The 16,419-nt window shown below is 41.0% G+C and carries 18 protein-coding genes and 2 tRNA genes; 5 read left to right on the forward strand and 15 right to left on the reverse strand.

Annotation, left to right across the window (positions count from 1 at the left end):
• Positions 1-26: 26 nt before the first annotated feature.
• The 6 genes from O9332_RS25130 to O9332_RS25155 form a co-directional block, all read right to left on the reverse strand.
• A complete protein-coding gene (locus O9332_RS25130) occupies positions 27-368 on the reverse strand; it encodes a type II toxin-antitoxin system PemK/MazF family toxin (protein WP_288027823.1) in 342 nt (113 codons plus the stop codon).
• Complete coding sequence (locus tag O9332_RS25135) at positions 365-598, reverse strand: hypothetical protein (protein WP_287730749.1); 234 nt, start codon at positions 596-598, stop codon at positions 365-367. The genes O9332_RS25130 and O9332_RS25135 overlap by 4 nt, the downstream gene beginning before the upstream one ends.
• Positions 599-801: 203 nt before the next feature.
• Entirely contained in the window at positions 802-1,023 is a 222-nt protein-coding gene (locus O9332_RS25140; RefSeq protein WP_002757426.1) for a hypothetical protein, read from the reverse strand.
• Entirely contained in the window at positions 989-1,261 is a 273-nt protein-coding gene (locus O9332_RS25145; protein WP_002757427.1) for a BrnT family toxin, read from the reverse strand. The genes O9332_RS25140 and O9332_RS25145 overlap by 35 nt, the downstream gene beginning before the upstream one ends.
• Positions 1,262-1,378: 117 nt before the next feature.
• Positions 1,379-1,663, reverse strand: a complete 285-nt coding sequence (locus O9332_RS25150) for a type II toxin-antitoxin system RelE/ParE family toxin (protein ID WP_043998863.1) — start codon at positions 1,661-1,663, stop codon at positions 1,379-1,381.
• Complete coding sequence (locus O9332_RS25155) at positions 1,656-1,874, reverse strand: hypothetical protein (RefSeq protein ID WP_002757428.1); 219 nt, start codon at positions 1,872-1,874, stop codon at positions 1,656-1,658. Before O9332_RS25155 ends, O9332_RS25150 begins: the two co-directional genes overlap by 8 nt.
• A gap of 160 nt (positions 1,875-2,034) precedes the next feature.
• On the opposite strand from O9332_RS25155, the gene O9332_RS25160 reads away from it, so the two are divergent.
• Entirely contained in the window at positions 2,035-2,223 is a 189-nt protein-coding gene (locus tag O9332_RS25160; protein ID WP_288027826.1) for a hypothetical protein, read from the forward strand.
• Between the two features lie 54 nt (positions 2,224-2,277).
• On the opposite strand, the gene O9332_RS25165 is transcribed toward O9332_RS25160, so the two are convergent.
• The 5 genes from O9332_RS25165 to O9332_RS25185 all read right to left on the reverse strand — a co-directional run bounded on the left by O9332_RS25165 (position 2,278) and on the right by O9332_RS25185 (position 5,999).
• The gene (locus O9332_RS25165) at positions 2,278-2,523 is read right to left on the reverse strand and encodes a DUF2442 domain-containing protein (RefSeq protein ID WP_002737254.1); all 246 of its coding nucleotides are present in this window, start codon (positions 2,521-2,523) and stop codon (positions 2,278-2,280) included.
• Positions 2,524-2,527: 4 nt separating this feature from the next.
• Entirely contained in the window at positions 2,528-2,776 is a 249-nt protein-coding gene (locus tag O9332_RS25170) for a DUF4160 domain-containing protein (protein ID WP_002736965.1), read from the reverse strand.
• 290 nt (positions 2,777-3,066) lie between these two features.
• Entirely contained in the window at positions 3,067-4,095 is a 1,029-nt protein-coding gene (locus O9332_RS25175; protein ID WP_288027827.1) for an adenine-specific methyltransferase EcoRI family protein, read from the reverse strand.
• Positions 4,096-4,133: 38 nt separating this feature from the next.
• Positions 4,134-4,970: an EcoRI family type II restriction endonuclease gene (locus tag O9332_RS25180; protein WP_002756270.1), complete on the reverse strand. Its 837-nt coding sequence runs from the start codon at positions 4,968-4,970 to the stop codon at positions 4,134-4,136.
• A gap of 555 nt (positions 4,971-5,525) precedes the next feature.
• A complete protein-coding gene (locus O9332_RS25185; protein WP_002757431.1) occupies positions 5,526-5,999 on the reverse strand; it encodes a hypothetical protein in 474 nt (157 codons plus the stop codon).
• 147 nt (positions 6,000-6,146) lie between these two features.
• Between O9332_RS25185 and O9332_RS25190 the strand changes: the two genes are divergently transcribed.
• A tRNA-Asn gene (locus O9332_RS25190) sits at positions 6,147-6,218 on the forward strand.
• Between the two features lie 370 nt (positions 6,219-6,588).
• Here the strand turns inward: O9332_RS25190 and O9332_RS25195 are convergent.
• Together O9332_RS25195 and O9332_RS25200 are read right to left on the reverse strand one after the other, a co-directional pair.
• Positions 6,589-7,848, reverse strand: coding sequence for a M16 family metallopeptidase (locus O9332_RS25195; protein ID WP_002757432.1), 1,260 nt, complete (start codon positions 7,846-7,848; stop codon positions 6,589-6,591).
• Between the two features lie 3 nt (positions 7,849-7,851).
• Positions 7,852-9,129 (reverse strand): M16 family metallopeptidase, encoded by a 1,278-nt coding sequence (locus O9332_RS25200; protein ID WP_288027829.1) that lies wholly within the window; start codon positions 9,127-9,129, stop codon positions 7,852-7,854.
• A 239-nt stretch (positions 9,130-9,368) separates the two neighbouring features.
• On the opposite strand from O9332_RS25200, the gene O9332_RS25205 reads away from it, so the two are divergent.
• From O9332_RS25205 to O9332_RS25215, 3 genes are all read left to right on the forward strand, one after another.
• Positions 9,369-11,198, forward strand: a complete 1,830-nt coding sequence (locus O9332_RS25205; RefSeq protein ID WP_288027831.1) for a tetratricopeptide repeat protein — start codon at positions 9,369-9,371, stop codon at positions 11,196-11,198.
• On the forward strand, positions 11,198-12,295 hold the full coding sequence (locus O9332_RS25210) for a glycosyltransferase family 4 protein (protein ID WP_288027833.1): 1,098 nt from the start codon (positions 11,198-11,200) through the stop codon (positions 12,293-12,295). Before O9332_RS25205 ends, O9332_RS25210 begins: the two co-directional genes overlap by 1 nt.
• A 116-nt stretch (positions 12,296-12,411) precedes the next feature.
• A tRNA-Ser gene (locus tag O9332_RS25215) sits at positions 12,412-12,498 on the forward strand.
• A gap of 180 nt (positions 12,499-12,678) precedes the next feature.
• On the opposite strand, the gene mfd is transcribed toward O9332_RS25215, so the two are convergent.
• Positions 12,679-16,188 carry a transcription-repair coupling factor gene (mfd, locus tag O9332_RS25220; protein ID WP_288027834.1) on the reverse strand — a complete coding sequence of 1,170 codons (3,510 nt, stop codon included), beginning with the start codon at positions 16,186-16,188 and terminating at the stop codon, positions 12,679-12,681.
• On the reverse strand, positions 16,185-16,376 hold the full coding sequence (locus O9332_RS25225) for a hypothetical protein (RefSeq protein ID WP_288027836.1): 192 nt from the start codon (positions 16,374-16,376) through the stop codon (positions 16,185-16,187). The genes mfd and O9332_RS25225 overlap by 4 nt, the downstream gene beginning before the upstream one ends.
• Between the last annotated feature and the right edge of the window lie 43 nt (positions 16,377-16,419).

The raw sequence follows: 16,419 nt of genomic DNA on the forward strand, positions 1-16,419 counted from the left end.
ACAAGATGACGGCGATCACAATAATTTTATTTTCTTAGCCAATTGATTAAAAGATTTTTAATGCGTATTAGTCTTTCTGGTGAGATAGTTCCTAAACGTGCATTGATTACAGATGATTCGACACTTGTTAATCGTCCTAGCCGAATTAAAGAAGCCACTTTAAGTCCAGTAGTAATATAGTCAGAATCTGAGGTATTAATAATTTCATCAAATCCTAGAGTAGCTTGATGAAGACGAGAAGAAATTAAAGCAAGTAATAAATCACGATGGCGACTTGGTGAAATAGCAATAATTAAAGCTGGACGCAGTTTTCCTGATTTCAAGTCTGCTTGAGGAAAACGAATTAGAACAATATCACCTAGTTTCATGGTTGATAAATTTCTTGAGCATCTGCTAGGGAATATTCAATTTCATCTCCTTCTTTGAAAAATTGCTCTAATGAAAATTTTTGCCAGTCTTCATCTTGCCAATTAGTATATTCTGAAATGTTGTTTGGCTCAGGGGAAATTAATCGGGTAAAGTTGGCAATTTTTTCAACAATGTCATCAGGTAATCGGTCAATCTGTTGGTGAAGTTCTTGACGAATTGTAGCAGACATAAGTTAAATTATTTGATTAAGGTGTAGAATGGATATTATTGATTATAACTCAGATATTGGGTGGTAATTTGGGAAAAAGTAATGTTGGGTTTCTACAAGAGCAGCGATCTGCTACGCAGTGCCTTCGGCATCGCACTCCTCATCCCCAAAAAGCGATCGCACTTGGCGTTCCTATCCCAAGCAGTGACAATTTTAAAGTTTAATCAACAAGATGACAGCGATCGCACTACAAGATCGGCATCTGTGATTGATGTACGGCGAAACTCATTTAATTCTTGTTGAGATAGGGGGAGACAGTCCGAATCTGCTTCGGCTGCTTTGTCAATTTCTTCCTCAGTCATTGCTTCAACTTTTTCCCAATCTGTCTTACCATGACTAACATTTTCGGGATCAAGTCTGACTCTGGTAATATTGTCGTCGTTCATTTTTATTGGCTCTCCTTGCTGAAATAATGCGGTATCTGCCGTTTCTTTTGGTATAGACGACCAATAAAACTACTTGATTAACTATACCGATTACTTGAATTCTAGTTTCATTATAATCACGTTTATCTTCTCTTTCCAGACAGTTGGGATCTAGAAAAATGTTTTTTGCATCTTCAAAATCAATTTTATGCTTGATCAAGTTGGCAGCAGCTTTATTATTGTCCCATTCTATCTCCATTTTATCGAGATTTTGTATCTAGTTCATAATATTTTGGATTATACATGATCGCCCTTTCCCATCATCAAAAAGCGATCACCAACTCCGAAACCTTGCTAACATAATAAAAAATCATATTCAATAAACCTCATCGTGAGTTCCAATATCAATTAGGTTGATCTCTTCTTCTTGGGTTTCAGGGTTTGATTCAAAATTGAAAATAATTCGACAATCATATTCAACAGAAAAAGCCCAAGCACCTGACAATTTCCCCTTTAGTTTATGGCTGCGTAATATTGGATTATAGAGATCGTCAGCGAGTAGTCTCAATTTGGCTTCTATTTTTGATTTTAAGTCGGGTTGTCGTTTAATCCTTGTTTTGAAAGCGCGTTTAAATGATTGGCTAAAAACCAAGTTAATCATTGTTTAGTTCGGCAATAATGGAATCAACATCTCCTCGAAAAACATTACCATTTTGATAGTCTTGTCGAGCTTGAGAAATATTTTGAGCAATTTGTTCTCGTCTTTTTTCGATTTGCCGATGTTTAACAATATTGATCAAGTCATCTTGTTCATCAAAAGAGAGATAGTCAATCATTTCTAAGATTTGACTAAATTGCATTGTTGGCGGCATTGTTACTTTCCCCTTTTTCAATACAGACTTTTATTTTACTCTGCTTGGGCAATAATGACATCCGCGATCGCGGATCGATGACAACTTTCCAACTCACAAAGAGAGATCGCCCCTCTTCATTCCCAAAAAGCGATCGCCCTTGGCGTTCCTATCCCAAGCAATGACAATTTCAGAGTTTAATCAAGAAGATAACAGCGATCGCACTGCATCAATGTGCATGGTGCGTTCCCAAAAATCGATCGCTGGAGCAGTAGGACTTGCATTAGGGAACGCACCCTACGGCGATAGCGATCGCCTCTCCTTATCCCCAAAAAGCGATCGCCCTTGGCGTTCCCATCCCAAGCAATGACAATTTTAAAGTTTAATCAACAAGATGACAGCGATCGCACTACAAGATCGGCAATCATAGTTCAATTCCATTGATCCAAATTTCATACTCGCTTATATCAACTTCATCATTCCAAACGATTCCGCTACCTGATGGATCAAGTTGAAAGTTTTTAAAGAAAGCATAGTTTTTAAGGGAAGAAAACATCGTTTTTTCTAGTAGATTTTCACAGTTATATTTTCTAGCTTGATGATTAGAAAAATGCACCAATAGAGTATAATTTTCAATGATTTCGGCTGATGTTATTTTGGGATAAAGCATTGTTTTATTTCAAAGGTGGTAATTTATTAAATTCTTGAGTGTTCCACATTTTCAATAATTCTGATTGATAGATTGTTGCCCATTCTACAACCATTTTTGTGGCTCTATTAGGTAAGTCTCCTTCAATGATTTCTAAGGTTTCCAGATTAAATAGGGCGTTATATTCTCCATAAATCGCATGAAAATGGGGAGGTGGATGATCGGCAAAAAAGATTTTAATGATAATTCCATAAAATCGAGTAATTTCTGGCATAAATCTATTTTTATAAGTCTTGCTTTATGACAAAAATATTATAACAAAGCTTGTTGGGTTTTGTTACCTCGACCTAAACGACAAGATCAGCAATCGCACTCCTCATCCCCAAAAAGCGATCGCCAGTGACGTTCCTATCCCAAGCAATGGCAGTTTTAAAGTTTAATCAAGAAGATTACGGCGATCGCACTACGTTCTTCGGCATCCCACTGACAGCTGCCATCAATGTGCATGGTGCGTTCCCAAAAATCGATCGCTGGAGTAGCAGGACTTGCATTAGGGAACGCACCCTAGGACTGAGTTATACATTGTTTTTCTTTGTCAGTTAAATCAATATATTCAGTTTGTATTCGTTTATTCTTGATTAGTATTCTAAAATAAGGACATTTCCCATTTACTGATAAATCTTTATCATCATTCCCTTTCCTGAATTTAATTATTTCAAATTGGTCGGGATTGAATTTATGTAAAAATGTTATTGGTACACCCATAACCCCCTTGAAGTCTAGGGGAATGTCTTGAGTTTTATTGACATTAATTCCATCATAATTGTCATATTTTGGATATTCAGCTTCATTGCCAAAATATCTTTTTGTGAGAGCCATATCTTCCTGTCGTTTTGATGTGTCTAAGTTGGTTAACCATAAACAATTATTTGGAGAAACTATTCTATTTCCAGAATTGTCAATACGAGCTTCTGTTCCATAAAGTTCATATTGTTCGGGAACAATGAAACCAGAAATACCTCTACCAAGATTTATTCCTAACCAGGCTTTGTTTTCTTTAATTAGTTTGAAAATTTCTTTATAGGTTATTGCATTAATATTGCCAATTATCAAAAACTTTTTATCGTATTTAACTAATTGAGCTACATATTCTCTGAATAAGGAAAATGGGGGATTAGTCACAACAACATCGGACTTTTTTAATAGTTCAATACTTTCAGGACTACGAAAATCTCCATCCCCATTAAAGTAAACAATGTCAGGGGAAATAGGTTTATTTTTTTCTCTCTCTGTACCTGTATATTCAAAGAAAAAACCCTTTTCATCTTCTTCTGTATTAAATAAATCTCTCACTTGTTCTCGATAACAAGATGTTATTATTTTTTTTAGACCTAACTTTTTGAAGTTTGCAGCAAAATACTTAAAAAAGTTACTAATTCGGGGGTCATCGCAATTGCAATAAACTACTTTATTTTCAAAATGACTTTTATAATGTTGCAACTCGCTTTCTATATCTGAAAGTTGTGTATAAAACTCGTCACTTTTTAATTTTTTAGCATTTTGCAATAATTTATTTGTCGCATTTCTTACCATGTTCAACCTTTTTTGATTTAAAAATGTTTTGTTTTTAGTTATTTACTTTTGGTTATCTGATTAAATATTTCACTGCCTAATACTTGAAGAGAGGTTTTAGAAATTTCAAGCATAATATCAAACATTTTTTTGATATCCCATTTTTCTCCATTCCCTTGTGTGTATATAGAAGTTGCTTGAAGCATTATGGTTTTATCTTTATGTTTGACAAACTTATTCTTACACAAATTGGTATTAATTGGCATTCCATAATTTGCAGAAGTTAATCGATCTAATCTATTTAACGTTCCTGAATTATATTCGAGCGTTACAACCCTTCCATCGGGTGTTTTAATTGAAATATTTTCTGTTAAAAAATTTGAGCCTTCAAGAAATAAGACATAAGGAAAATGAGATTCAGATAACATCAAATTAGCGATTTCAGATATGTTTTTATGCGACCTTTCTATTGCATTACCAGCAGCCATCAAGTCTTGATTATTATTCTTACCTACCAGTTTACCGTTTTTGATATTTTCAATGTCTTTTCCTTGACGTTTAGCTTCCGAGACTAAAACGATTCTCCAATTACCGTTATCGTCTTTTACTTCTATTATTCCACCATCAGGTCTAATACTTGAATCTGATACAAAAAGGGTTTGCCCTAATTCTGGGTCAACTTTCTTTAATGCTTCGTTTATTTCTTCTTTTTTTATACTTCTTTTGTATTGAAAAGATAATTGAGGAAACTCCTTTTTAAGTTGGTCAATAACAAGATGTGAAATTTCTCCAACTATTGTTTCGTGTGATTTTGCTTCAGCCCCAAATATACCAGCTACACCTTTAGACTCTTTATGTTGATTCGTTAATCTTTTCGATTGATTTTTTTTAGACATAATGTATCTTTTCCTTACTTAAACTTTCTGCTTTCTGCTACGGGTAATGTATGTATAACTACATATTATACAGAAACTTTCTGTCTAACACTCTCCAGAGTAACGATAGGTGGAAACTTTCGGCATATTCCCCCATTTTAGCGCAATCGCCCGAACTTTTCCCCATATCATACCCAAGAGCTTATTAGCCAGATTAAACAACCTCTTTTAAGTGGATTCCTAACAACAAGCTCAAATAAAATAGACTTTTCGGGAAGTGTAGCACTAAGTCTTCAATCCACCCCACAATTACCTAATTTGGCTCTTCGGGACTTGGTATGGTTCGATAGGGGGGCATAAATCGACTCAATCCTTATCTGGTAAGAGACTTAATTGATTAGTTCGCTCTAGATCAAAAATAATTGACAAAAATCGCTAAATGCCTTTCTATATAAGGGTTCCATCCCTTATAACCCCCGTCCATTGCATAACAATTACCGAAGAGCCCTTTTTGATTGCCAAAAAGTCTAAAACTATTATCCCACAAGGTTTTTAGCTCTATGCAGCCAACCCTATTTATTGGTGTACTTGCAAATGAAGGACATAATGACCTAAAATCAGGTTATCTGACCATAATTCGTACTCTAGACGCAAATATTCGGGGAAATTATTCCCCTCTAATTTGAGACTACGGGTATAGTTGCGGAGGCGAAAAGCGTAACCCGGTTGAGGACTTTCGGCATTTAACCAGTAGCGACTGACACCAAAAACCCCTTGCTCCCAAAAATGACGATAGGCGAATCTTCCCTGGCCCTGCATGGTCATAATTACCCGATTAGCTGAAATTTCTAGCCAAATTAATTTATTTTGCTTATTTTCGGGTTTAAGTGTCTCTATTTCTGCGAGAGCGACTGGGGGTTGATTGAGGAGAAGATGAAACCGGTGGCGATCCTTTTGGTAGAGGGTAGCGGCAGTGTCTAAAGTGGATAGAATGGGTAGATCTGTCGAGAGCAGACAGAAGGAAACGGGACGGCGGTGATGAGCAAGCATAGACTAGACTTAATGGTGTCCTTATCTCCACAATAGTGGATTCTCTGCCCACCGCTACCGGCACCGGAAATTTTTTTGAGAAAAAATCCAGAAAGCACTTGCATTATTGACAGACTTATGATTATAATTATTAATTGTGAGTAGCCTTCCTCGGTAGCTCAGTGGTAGAGCGGTCGGCTGTTAACCGATTGGTCGTAGGTTCGAATCCCACCCGGGGAGTTAATCAAAAATAGCAGCAATAAGAGAGTATTGCTGCTATTTTAGATGTTTTTAAGTAAGCTGTTGACTATCTAAATTACTCGTTGAGACTGTCTATGAGATGGGAGCGGGGTTGGGGAAATGGGGAATTTCAACTAAAACCCCAAAACCCTAAAACCCCAACACCTAACCCCACCAACAAACTTTTTGCCGCAAACCCTATCTAAATTACTCGTTGAGACTGTCTATGAGATGGGAGCGGGGGTTGGGGAAATGGGGAATTTCAACTAAAACCCCAAAACCCTAAAACCCCAACACCTAAAACCTATCTCCTATCTCCTGACTCCTATCTCCTGACTCCTACCCCCAGGAAAAACTTTTTCAGCAGACCCTAGAGAATTTCAGCGATCGCATTTTCTGGGCCGACTAGAGAAATGTAAGGATTTTGAAAATATTTACTGGCTACCGATCGCGCTTGTTCGGGAGTAATCTGATTAATAGAATCCAGGAAAGTGCGATCGAATTCAATCCCCAAACCTAAGCTTTCATACCAACCGTATAATTGAGCGATTTCGGCGTTAGTTTGTTTACCGAGAGCATATTGACCCAATAACTTATTTTTAGCTGACTGTAACTCCTCCTCACTCAAAGTTACTTTATATAACCTTTCTGCTTCCTGACGCAATCCCGACAGAGCCATGGCTGTGTTTTGGGGTGCAGTTCCCATATAAATGACAAATTGGGAAGAATCGAGACGGGTGGGATAAAAAGCAGAAACATCGTAGGCTAATCCCCGTTTTTCTCGCAATTCCACGAATAAACGACTAGATAACCCATTCCCCAGATAGGTACTCAATAATTTTAAAACGGCATAATCATCCTCTTGCACAGAAGAGCCGGGGTATCCTAACATAACGATCGCCTGTTGACTAGCTTGGACGGTAGTTAAACAGGTGGGCTGAAAATCAAAAGCGGCTGGGGGTAAACTAGATAAAGGAAGATCGGGAATTGACCAACTGCCAAAAATTTCCGTCACTGCTTTTACTGCTTGCTCTAGGGTAATACGGCCAGAAAGACTAATTACCAAGTTATCGGGACGGAAAAAGCGACTATGATAGGCCTGCATATCCTCCCGTTGCAATTGCGAAACCGTTGCCTCCGTACCCAATAAAGACATACCATAGGGATGATCGGGGTACATAGCTGCGCGTAATTGATTAAAAGCCACATTAAAAGGCTGTTCCAATTGAGAGCGAATGCTTTGACGGGTGAGATTTTTCTCTAATTCGATTTCTGGGGGGGGGAAACTGGGAAAACGAATAATTTCCGCTGCTAGACGCAATATATCTAAAAAATCCTTGGTAACAGTCTTTAAACTAACCACAAAATAATCAGTCCCCGTGTCTGCACTTAAACCGGCCCCCGTGGACTCAATGCGATCAGCAATTTCTAGGGAAGATAACTTTTCTGTACCTTTGGTGAGCAGCACTGCTAACAGACGAAATAAACCCGCTTTTTCGGTTTTTTCCCAACGAGTACCCGCATTTTTGAGAAAAATCCTCCCCGCAACTAACTCCACGGCCGTATTTTCCACCACTAAAAGGGTGATGCCATTTTCTAAGGTTAAGCGGTGAATGGGGGAAGCGGACATCGTTTATTCACAGGGTTGCATTACTGTAATAGCATATCGCTCCGGGGAGAGATACTGACGAGCGAGACGCTGGAGATCTGACGGTTGCAAACTTTGGATAACTTGGGGATAGATCGTTGCTAGGTCGGCAGCTCTCAGGGTTTGATAATATCCATAGAGTCCCGCTAATTGGCCCGGGGTTTCTGTGGAGAAAATATAATCGTTAGCTAATAACTGTTGAGTGCGGTGTAATTCTGCGGGGGTGACGGGATCATCGTGCAGATGTTGGATATGTTCACAGATAATAGCTTCAATTGCCGCGGTTTGTGAGCTAGATAGCCAAGCGCCGATGGTAAAGAGACTGGAATCTCGTTGCAGGGAAAAATTACTGTTAATATCGAGGACGATTTGCGCTTCTTCCCGCAGCTGTCGCACTAACCGCGAACAGCGTCCCCCAGCAAGAATTACCGATAGCAAGTCTAATCCAAAGGCATCCTCTAGGCGATCGCATCCCGGTCCCATCCATCCCATCAAGAGGCGACAATGTTCTAAGTGGGGTAAATATACTTGGGAACGACGAATTTCGATCAGGGGGGGTTCGGCAGCCACTAGATGGGTAGGGGATTCCGAGGGGACGGGAAATTCCCGAAAAGATTGCCGGATAATTTCTAAAGCTGGTTGGGGTTCAATTCCCCCGATAATCGCCACACACATATTTTCTGGTTGATAATAGGTGCGATGGAAACAGCGCATTTGATTGGGGGTTAATTGCTCTAAACAGGGTTGATCGCCTAGAATAGAGCGTCCGTAGGGATGGTTTTGATAGATACTTCCGCAGAGGGTTTGGTAGGCAATCCAATCGGGATCATCATAACAGGCCCGTAATTCTTCTAAAACTACATCTTTTTCCCGATAGAATTCCTCATCGTCAATCTCAGCATGGAGGAGAATTTCGGCCAGATGGGGTAGGGTATGTTCAATTTGGTCCACACTGGTGGTGAGATAGAAGTGTGCGTAATCGTGACTGGTGGCAGCGTTGGTCATGCCGCCACAATTTTCGATTAAATAGTCAAAGAGTCCGGGGGGGAGTTTTTTCGTCCCCTTAAAGATCATGTGTTCGAGAAAATGGGCCATACCTAACCATGGGTCGGGTTCAGCGATCGCACCTGCTTTCACCCACACATCCACCACCACCACAGGAGTCACGGGTAAATACTGATGAATTACGGTTAAGCCGTGATTTAATTGCCATACCTGAGCGGGAAAAGAACTCGTTTGACACTGTGCTATCGACTTGATCAATGTCCGTTAACCAGATTTTTTGTTAAATTCTATACATATGTTATCTTATCTCTTGCCTGCTCAACCATTAAAAAACTTTTGTCATGATTTCTAGACAATTCTCCCAAATATCAGCCTTATCGGTGATCAGTGATCAGTTATCAGATGTGGTTCTTCGGTTCACTGATTACTGATTGCTGTTTACCGCTCCCTAATTACTGATTACTGATGACTGTTTACCGATAACTGAAAAACCCCCTATGACAGACAATAGAGATAACTTCAACGAAACTTATAATGCACTAATTGATCGCATTGTCAATCTAACTTTAGAAGGAAAAATTAGGGCTAAGTCACAGGTTTATAACCTTTTAGCCGAGGCAGTAAAAAATGGGACAGGAGAAATTTTTGAGCGTTGTTTAACCGAAAAAATAATCGTTACTCGCTCACAGTTAGAAACAAAAATTAAAGCCACTAGGGTTTTGCGGGCCTTGGAAACGATCGAAAGTGAATGGGAAAAATATCAAAAAACCAATCAGCAAAATTCTCTCACTGCAGCGGCGATCGATAATCTGGTAAAAATCGATCGAGAGGATCGTTTACTGACTTTAGTAAATTTAATTGATCCCAATCAAAATAATGCTTTAACCCTAGAACAATTGCAACAGTTAGCCAAGCATTTACAGACAGTTGCTCAGCAGCGGGGAGAAGCGGATTTATGGCAAATTGCCACGGGGATTAATCTGGGGTTAAATACTTGGTCAAATTTATCGAGTTATCTCACCAGTTGGCTCTACGAACAAAATCGCAATCTTGGTTTTACTAATGATAATGAGCGAGTGACTCCTTGGCAAATTTGGGCAAGTAAAGTTAATCCCTCTTGGTTAAAACGAGTATTAGAAAGTTTAGCTAATCAACAAGCTTTTGATACTCTCACTCAGGATTTAACTTTAACCGATTGGGTAGAAACTGCTATTGTTTTTCAATATATCCAAAGAGGACTAATTAACTTTTTTGATCAGCGCATCTATAGCGAAAAATTAGGAGCCAAATTATCCATTTCTACCTTTCTCACCTTTGCTTTAATTTGGTCGCTGTTAACCAATAGTTTCGAGCAAGTTAGTAAAAATTCCCTCTATAGTCGGGGCTGTTTTCAGATGGCTTTACAAATTCTGAGAACCTTTGCTCAACGGGATTATTTTCCTTTATATGGAGGAATTTTTGCCTCCTTTTCTGGCAGTTATCTCAAGGAGGCCTTAGACTATTTATCAATTCCTCTGCGTTATGTGGAAGGCACGGGAGAAAAGGCGAGAATTTTAACTTTAATTGCCTATTCTAATCGCATTCGCGGCGACTATCCACAGGCCAGAGAATGTCATCAACAAGCTTTAGAAATTGCCCGTCAACAACAGGATTATGCTTGTGAAATAGCTAATTTAAACCATTTATCCCGTCTCAATGCTATCCAGAAAAACTATGCAGAAGCGATTAATTTAAGTCAGAGAGCTTTAATTTTAAGTCGTCAACAGGGTAATAGTTTAGGACAGGCTAACGCTTTAGCTAATTTGGGTTATAGTCAGGTACAGGAAGCGCAACAGTTAGAGAGATACGATCCCGAAATTTATCAAAGTTCGATCGAGTATTTACAGCAGGGATTAAAGTTAGCGGAAAGTCTCCAAGATTGGCAGAGTAAATCCCTTTGTTGTAGCAGTTTAGGTCTAGCATATCTTATCCTTGAAAGAACCCAAGAAGCGATTAATATTCTCCTGCAAGGATTGGAATCGGCCAAATACTACGGGGATGTATATCTGCAAGGTTTATTACTAACTTATTTAGGCGAAGCTTACTATCAAGATAAGAATTTTGAACAGGCAATTTATATGGGTTCTCTAGGAATGTATTGGCTGCACGAAATCGGTGCAGCAGAATGGCGACAAGCTGCTAGTCTATTAACGGTTATTCGCGGCAAAAATATCGCAGCTTTTGAACAAACTTTCAGTCTGGAACGTTCCTCCCTGATTAAATCAATTGGACTGGAAGGCTACCAATATATCTCAGAAATTCTCAGCAAATATCAACAGGGTAATTAGTGAATACACAGCCTAAATTATTAATTAATCTCTCGGTACTTTTTCCCCAACCCACGGGAATCAGTACCTACATTCTTAACCTCTTACCCTACCTGAAAAATTTAGAACCAACCCTACTAACAACTAATAGCTATCCCGACTTTAACTGTTATTCTATCCCCAAGGGTCTCGCCCCCGATCGAGGAGCGAAAGGTCATTTAAAACGCTTACTCTGGACTCAGTTTCGGTTATCGTCAATTTACCGACAATTAAAGGCCAATTTACTCTTTTCTCCCCTTCCAGAAGCGCCGATAAATTCTCCCTGTCGCTTTGTCGTCATGGTACACGATTTAATTCCCCTGCGGTTTCCCAGTTTTACCTCCCCCTTAACTCACTATTTCCGTTATTATGTGCCGCAGGTATTACAACAGGCAAAACATATTATCTGTAACTCTCAGGCAACGGCCAAAGATATCACTGAATATTATCAAATTCCCGCCGATAAAATTACTTCTATTCCCCTAGCCTACGATCATCATCACTTTCGCCCTATTCAAGATAATAAGCCAGAGCATCCCTATTTTCTCTATCTCGGTCGTCCCAATCCCTATAAAAATTTACCGCGTTTAATCGCCGCTTTTGCCCAACTGCCCCCAGATTTAAGCGATTATCGTCTTTGGATTGCCGGCAGCTTTGATCGCCGTTATACCCCCAATTTACAACAACAAGCGCAAGAATTAGCCGTCAGCGATCGCATTAAATTTCTCGACTATATCCCCTACGATCACCTACCCAAAGTTATCAGTCAAGCCACTGCTTTAGTCTTCCCCAGTCTCTGGGAAGGCTTCGGATTGCCCGTTTTAGAGGCTATGGCCTGCGGTACACCCGTCATTACCTCAAATTTGTCATCTTTGCCCGAAGTCACGGCAACAGCGGCAATTTTAATCGATCCCTATCGAGTCGAGGCCCTAGCCGATGCCCTGAAAATTATCGCTCAAGATCGACAATTACACTCAAAATTAAGTCATCTAGGCAAAAAACGGGCCGATGAGTTTAGTTGGCAAAAAACTGGTCTAGCTACGGCCGCAATCTTAAATCAATATCTAGGGTGTGCTTAACTGACAGGGTTTCCCGTACAGATGAAATATAACCTGATCGGTCATCGTCGGAAAAAGAAAAATAATTTGACAGATCGGCAGTATTTGCTGTACGATGGATGATCGTGACCTCAATTGGAGAGATGGCCGAGCGGTTGAAGGCGCAGCACTGGAAATGCTGTTTAGGGGTAACTTTAACGAGGGTTCGAATCCCTCTCTCTCCGTCCCCAAAGCACCTCATAGGTAGGGTTTGCGGCAAAAAGTAAAAAGTAGGGTGCGTTAGACGGCAAAAATTGCTGCTTTGACTTGAAGGTGACAATCCGTCGTAACGCACCACCTATAGCTGACTCTCAAAGCTACTTTTGGCTGATTGACGCAGCAAATATCTAGAGTGGACCCCCCATCTAATTCCCCATCGGTAAACCATCTTTACACTTAGCCAACCAGTCCAATAAACTATCTAACTGCTGTGATGGTTTTACCAATCCTAAACCCCTAACCGTCACCTGTTTGGGACTATAAACAAAGCGTGATTGTATATGTTGGGGTAGGTGTTCTTGTAATAATTTCCACGCTGGTTCCTCCATGGGAGTTTCTAGGATAATATGCTGTTTTCCGTCGGGTTTAATTCGCGAAAAACCGAGGGACTTAGCCAGATGTTTTAACTCGATTACCTTAAATAATTGTGCCACCGGTGAAGGAATCGCTCCGTATCTATCCACTAAATCCGCAGCAATTTGTCCTAAATTTTTCTGAGAATTGGCAGTAGCGATCGCCCGATAGACATCCATTTTCTGCTCTGGATCGGATATATAATCGTTAGGAATAAATGCCGTTAATTTCAGATCGATTTGGGTATCCTCCACTTGAGGAATTTCTTGACCTTGAATTTCCCGCAAAGCTTCCTGTAACATTTCCATATATAGATCAAAACCGATCGCTTCCATTTGTCCCGATTGTTCCGCACCTAATAAGTTACCCGCACCGCGAATTTCCAGATCCCTAGTCGCTAATTGATACCCCGATCCTAACTGGGTAAATTCTTGAATTGCCTTTAATCTTTCCCGAGCGGTTTCTGTTAGTTCTGCCTTGGCCGGATAAAGTAACCACGCGTGCGCTTGTACTCCCGATCGCCCCACCCGTCCCCGCAGTTGATAGAGTTGCGCTAAACCGAATTTTTGGGCATCTTCAATGATAATCGTGTTAACTCTGGGAATATCTAACCCCGACTCCACAATAGTCGTACAGACTAAGATATCCGCTTCCCCATTATTAAAAGCTAACATGGTGGTCTCTAATTCAGCCTCATCCATACGACCGTGGCCGATGGCAATTCTAGCACCCGGAATCATCCCTTGAATTGCTGCCGCTTTTTCTTCAATTCCCTCGATTCTTGGTACTACATAAAAAATCTGTCCCCCCCGATCCAATTCATTGCGAATTGCCGTTCTAATCGCATCAGAATTATAACTAGAAAGGTGGGTTTGGATGGGACGACGAGAGGGGGGAGGTGTGGTAATTAAACTCATTTCTCGCACCCCAGAAAGGGACATATAAAGAGTCCGGGGAATCGGTGTCGCACTCAAGGTTAACACATCAATATTACTTTTAAAAGCCTTAATTTTCTCCTTTTGATTGACCCCAAAACGCTGTTCTTCATCAATTACCAATAACCCTAAATCTTTAAACTCCACCGCTTTACTCAATAACAACTGCGTCCCCACTACTATATCCAATTCCCCCGTTTTCAAGCGCTGGACGATATCTTTTTTCTCGGAATTGGTGCGAAAACGATTTAATAAACCCACATTAATGGGATAGGGAGCAAAACGTTCTTTCAGGGTGTGATAATGTTGTTGGGTTAAAATCGTTGTTGGTGCTAATAAAGCCACCTGTTTATGACCCGTGGTGACAGCTTTAAAAATAGCACGAATCGCCACTTCTGTCTTACCAAAACCCACATCCCCACAGACTAATCGATCCATCGGGCGATCGCTTTCTAAATCCCGTTTCACATCCTGTATCGCTTTCAGTTGATCAGCAGTGGGTTGGTAGGGAAAAGAATCCTCTAACTCCCGCTGCCAGGGATTATCCATCGGATAGGCAAAACCCGATTTTTGGGCGCGTTGGGCGTAAATATTGATTAAATCAACCGCTAACTTCTTAACTGACTTCCTGACGCGGGCTTTCGTCGCTTCCCACGCTTTGCCAGAGATTTTATGTAATTCAGGCTCTTGACTACCTGTATGACGATAACGGGAGAGATTATCAACAGAATCGGCAGGAACCCGCAATAATCCATCGGCATACTTAATAACTAGATAATCTCGACCTTGCACTACTCCGCTAATTGTGCTTTCCTGCTTTTCTAGTTTGATAAACTGCCCGATGCCATGGTGTTTATGTACTACAAAATCGAGGGGACGGAGTTTGTTCACATCCACCTGTACCGAGGCTGCTTGCCGACGTTTGCGGACGTAACCGGCAGTATTTAAAAGATGTTGCCCGAAGAACTCTCGATCGCTAACGACGACTATGCGATAGGTGGGGAGGATAAAACCTTCTAATTCAGCTAATCCTGAGTATTTTAGGGCTGTAGCGGTGTTTTGAATGATTAAGCGCTCGATCGCCCCAAAATCGAGGGGATTGGGGATAAATTGGGCTGGACAGTCGTGTTCCTGTAATAACGAGACTGTACGGGAGGGTTGGGCAGATATTAACCATGTAGCGTACTTATTTACTTTAATACCGCTATAAATCTCTCTTTTTCCCCGTAAAATTTCCGCTAGTTTGGCGAATTGCCCCGGATTGGTGGGAATCGGACGACTGGAGAGATTAAGACTATTTTCGGAGAGGTGATCGTCTATTTCTGAGAGGTAGAGATGGGGAAATTTAACCGATATTTGCAGAGATTCGCCAAAAGAACGGTGAATTTGCGGTAAAGCTGGTTCTATCTCTTGCCAGCGTTCCCCAATATATTCTATCCAGCGATCGCTTCTAGCTTGACAGCTTTCCAGTTCATCAAAGGCAATAAGAGTATTTTCGGGGAGATAATCCAATAAAGAGGCAGGTTGACGGAAGGACAAGCCTAAAAATCGCTCAATTCCCTCTGGATAAATGCCATTAGCCAATTTTTCTCGCTCTTCAGCCTCCAAATAATCGGCCACTGTGGGGGGAAGAGAAGGGGCAATCATCGCCGCGAAGCTAGTGGGAGTAAGAAGCAGATTGGGGATAGAATCGAGGGATCTTTGGGTGGCAGGGTCAAATTCTCGCAATTTTTCCAATTCATCGCCGAAAAATTCTAACCTGACCGGTAATTCGGCCGAAACTGGGAAAATATCAACGATATCGCCGCGACGACTCCATTGCCCTTCGGTTTCTACCAGTGAAACCCGTTCATATCCTAATCTAGCTAGGGTTAGATCGAGGTTTTTGGCTTCTATAACCCTTCCTACCGCAAAATTATCGCTATACTGCTCGAAAACCTCTCTAGGGGGTAAATGGGGCTGCAGGGCCTTTTCGGTGGTAACGATCGCAATTCCGGCCTCTTGATGACTGATTAGAGCTTGTCCTGAGCTACGTCGAAGGGCCGATAATACCTGCATCTGCCCCCAAATCATCTCGGATTCCCGATTAAATCTCTCGTAGGGGCAAGCTTCCGAGGTGGGATAAAAGAAAACACCTTTCCACGTCATCGCTTCTAATTGTGCCGCCCAACGTGCCGCTTCCTCCAGATTGGCACAGATAATTAAAAGATTTTTTCCTTGACAACGGGCGAAAGCTGTGCCGATTAATCCTTTCGGTAAGCGGGCAAGGCCGGTTAGGGTTAAATTGCCGTTTTTCTCCAGTTTTTGGATAAGTTCGGCAGTTAATGGCGATTTTTCAATGTTGCGAATAACGGAGGCAAAAGTCATTTTTTAGTGATCGGCACTCGGTTTTTGGTTAGGGTTTGCGGCAAAAAGTTTTTCGTGGGGGTAGGGTGTGGGGTGTGGGGTGTGGGGTGGAGGGTGTGGGGTGTGGGGTGTGGGGTGTAGGGTGTGGGGTGTGGGGTGTGGGGTGTAGGGTGTGGGGTGTAGGGTTTTACCGATTTTGAGGGGGTCAATTACTTAATTTTCCCCCCGATCACTCCCATGTCCGGTACTTTT

Origin of the sequence: Microcystis sp. LE19-10.1B (assembly GCF_027530565.1) — a bacterium.
Classification (GTDB): domain Bacteria; phylum Cyanobacteriota; class Cyanobacteriia; order Cyanobacteriales; family Microcystaceae; genus Microcystis; species Microcystis aeruginosa.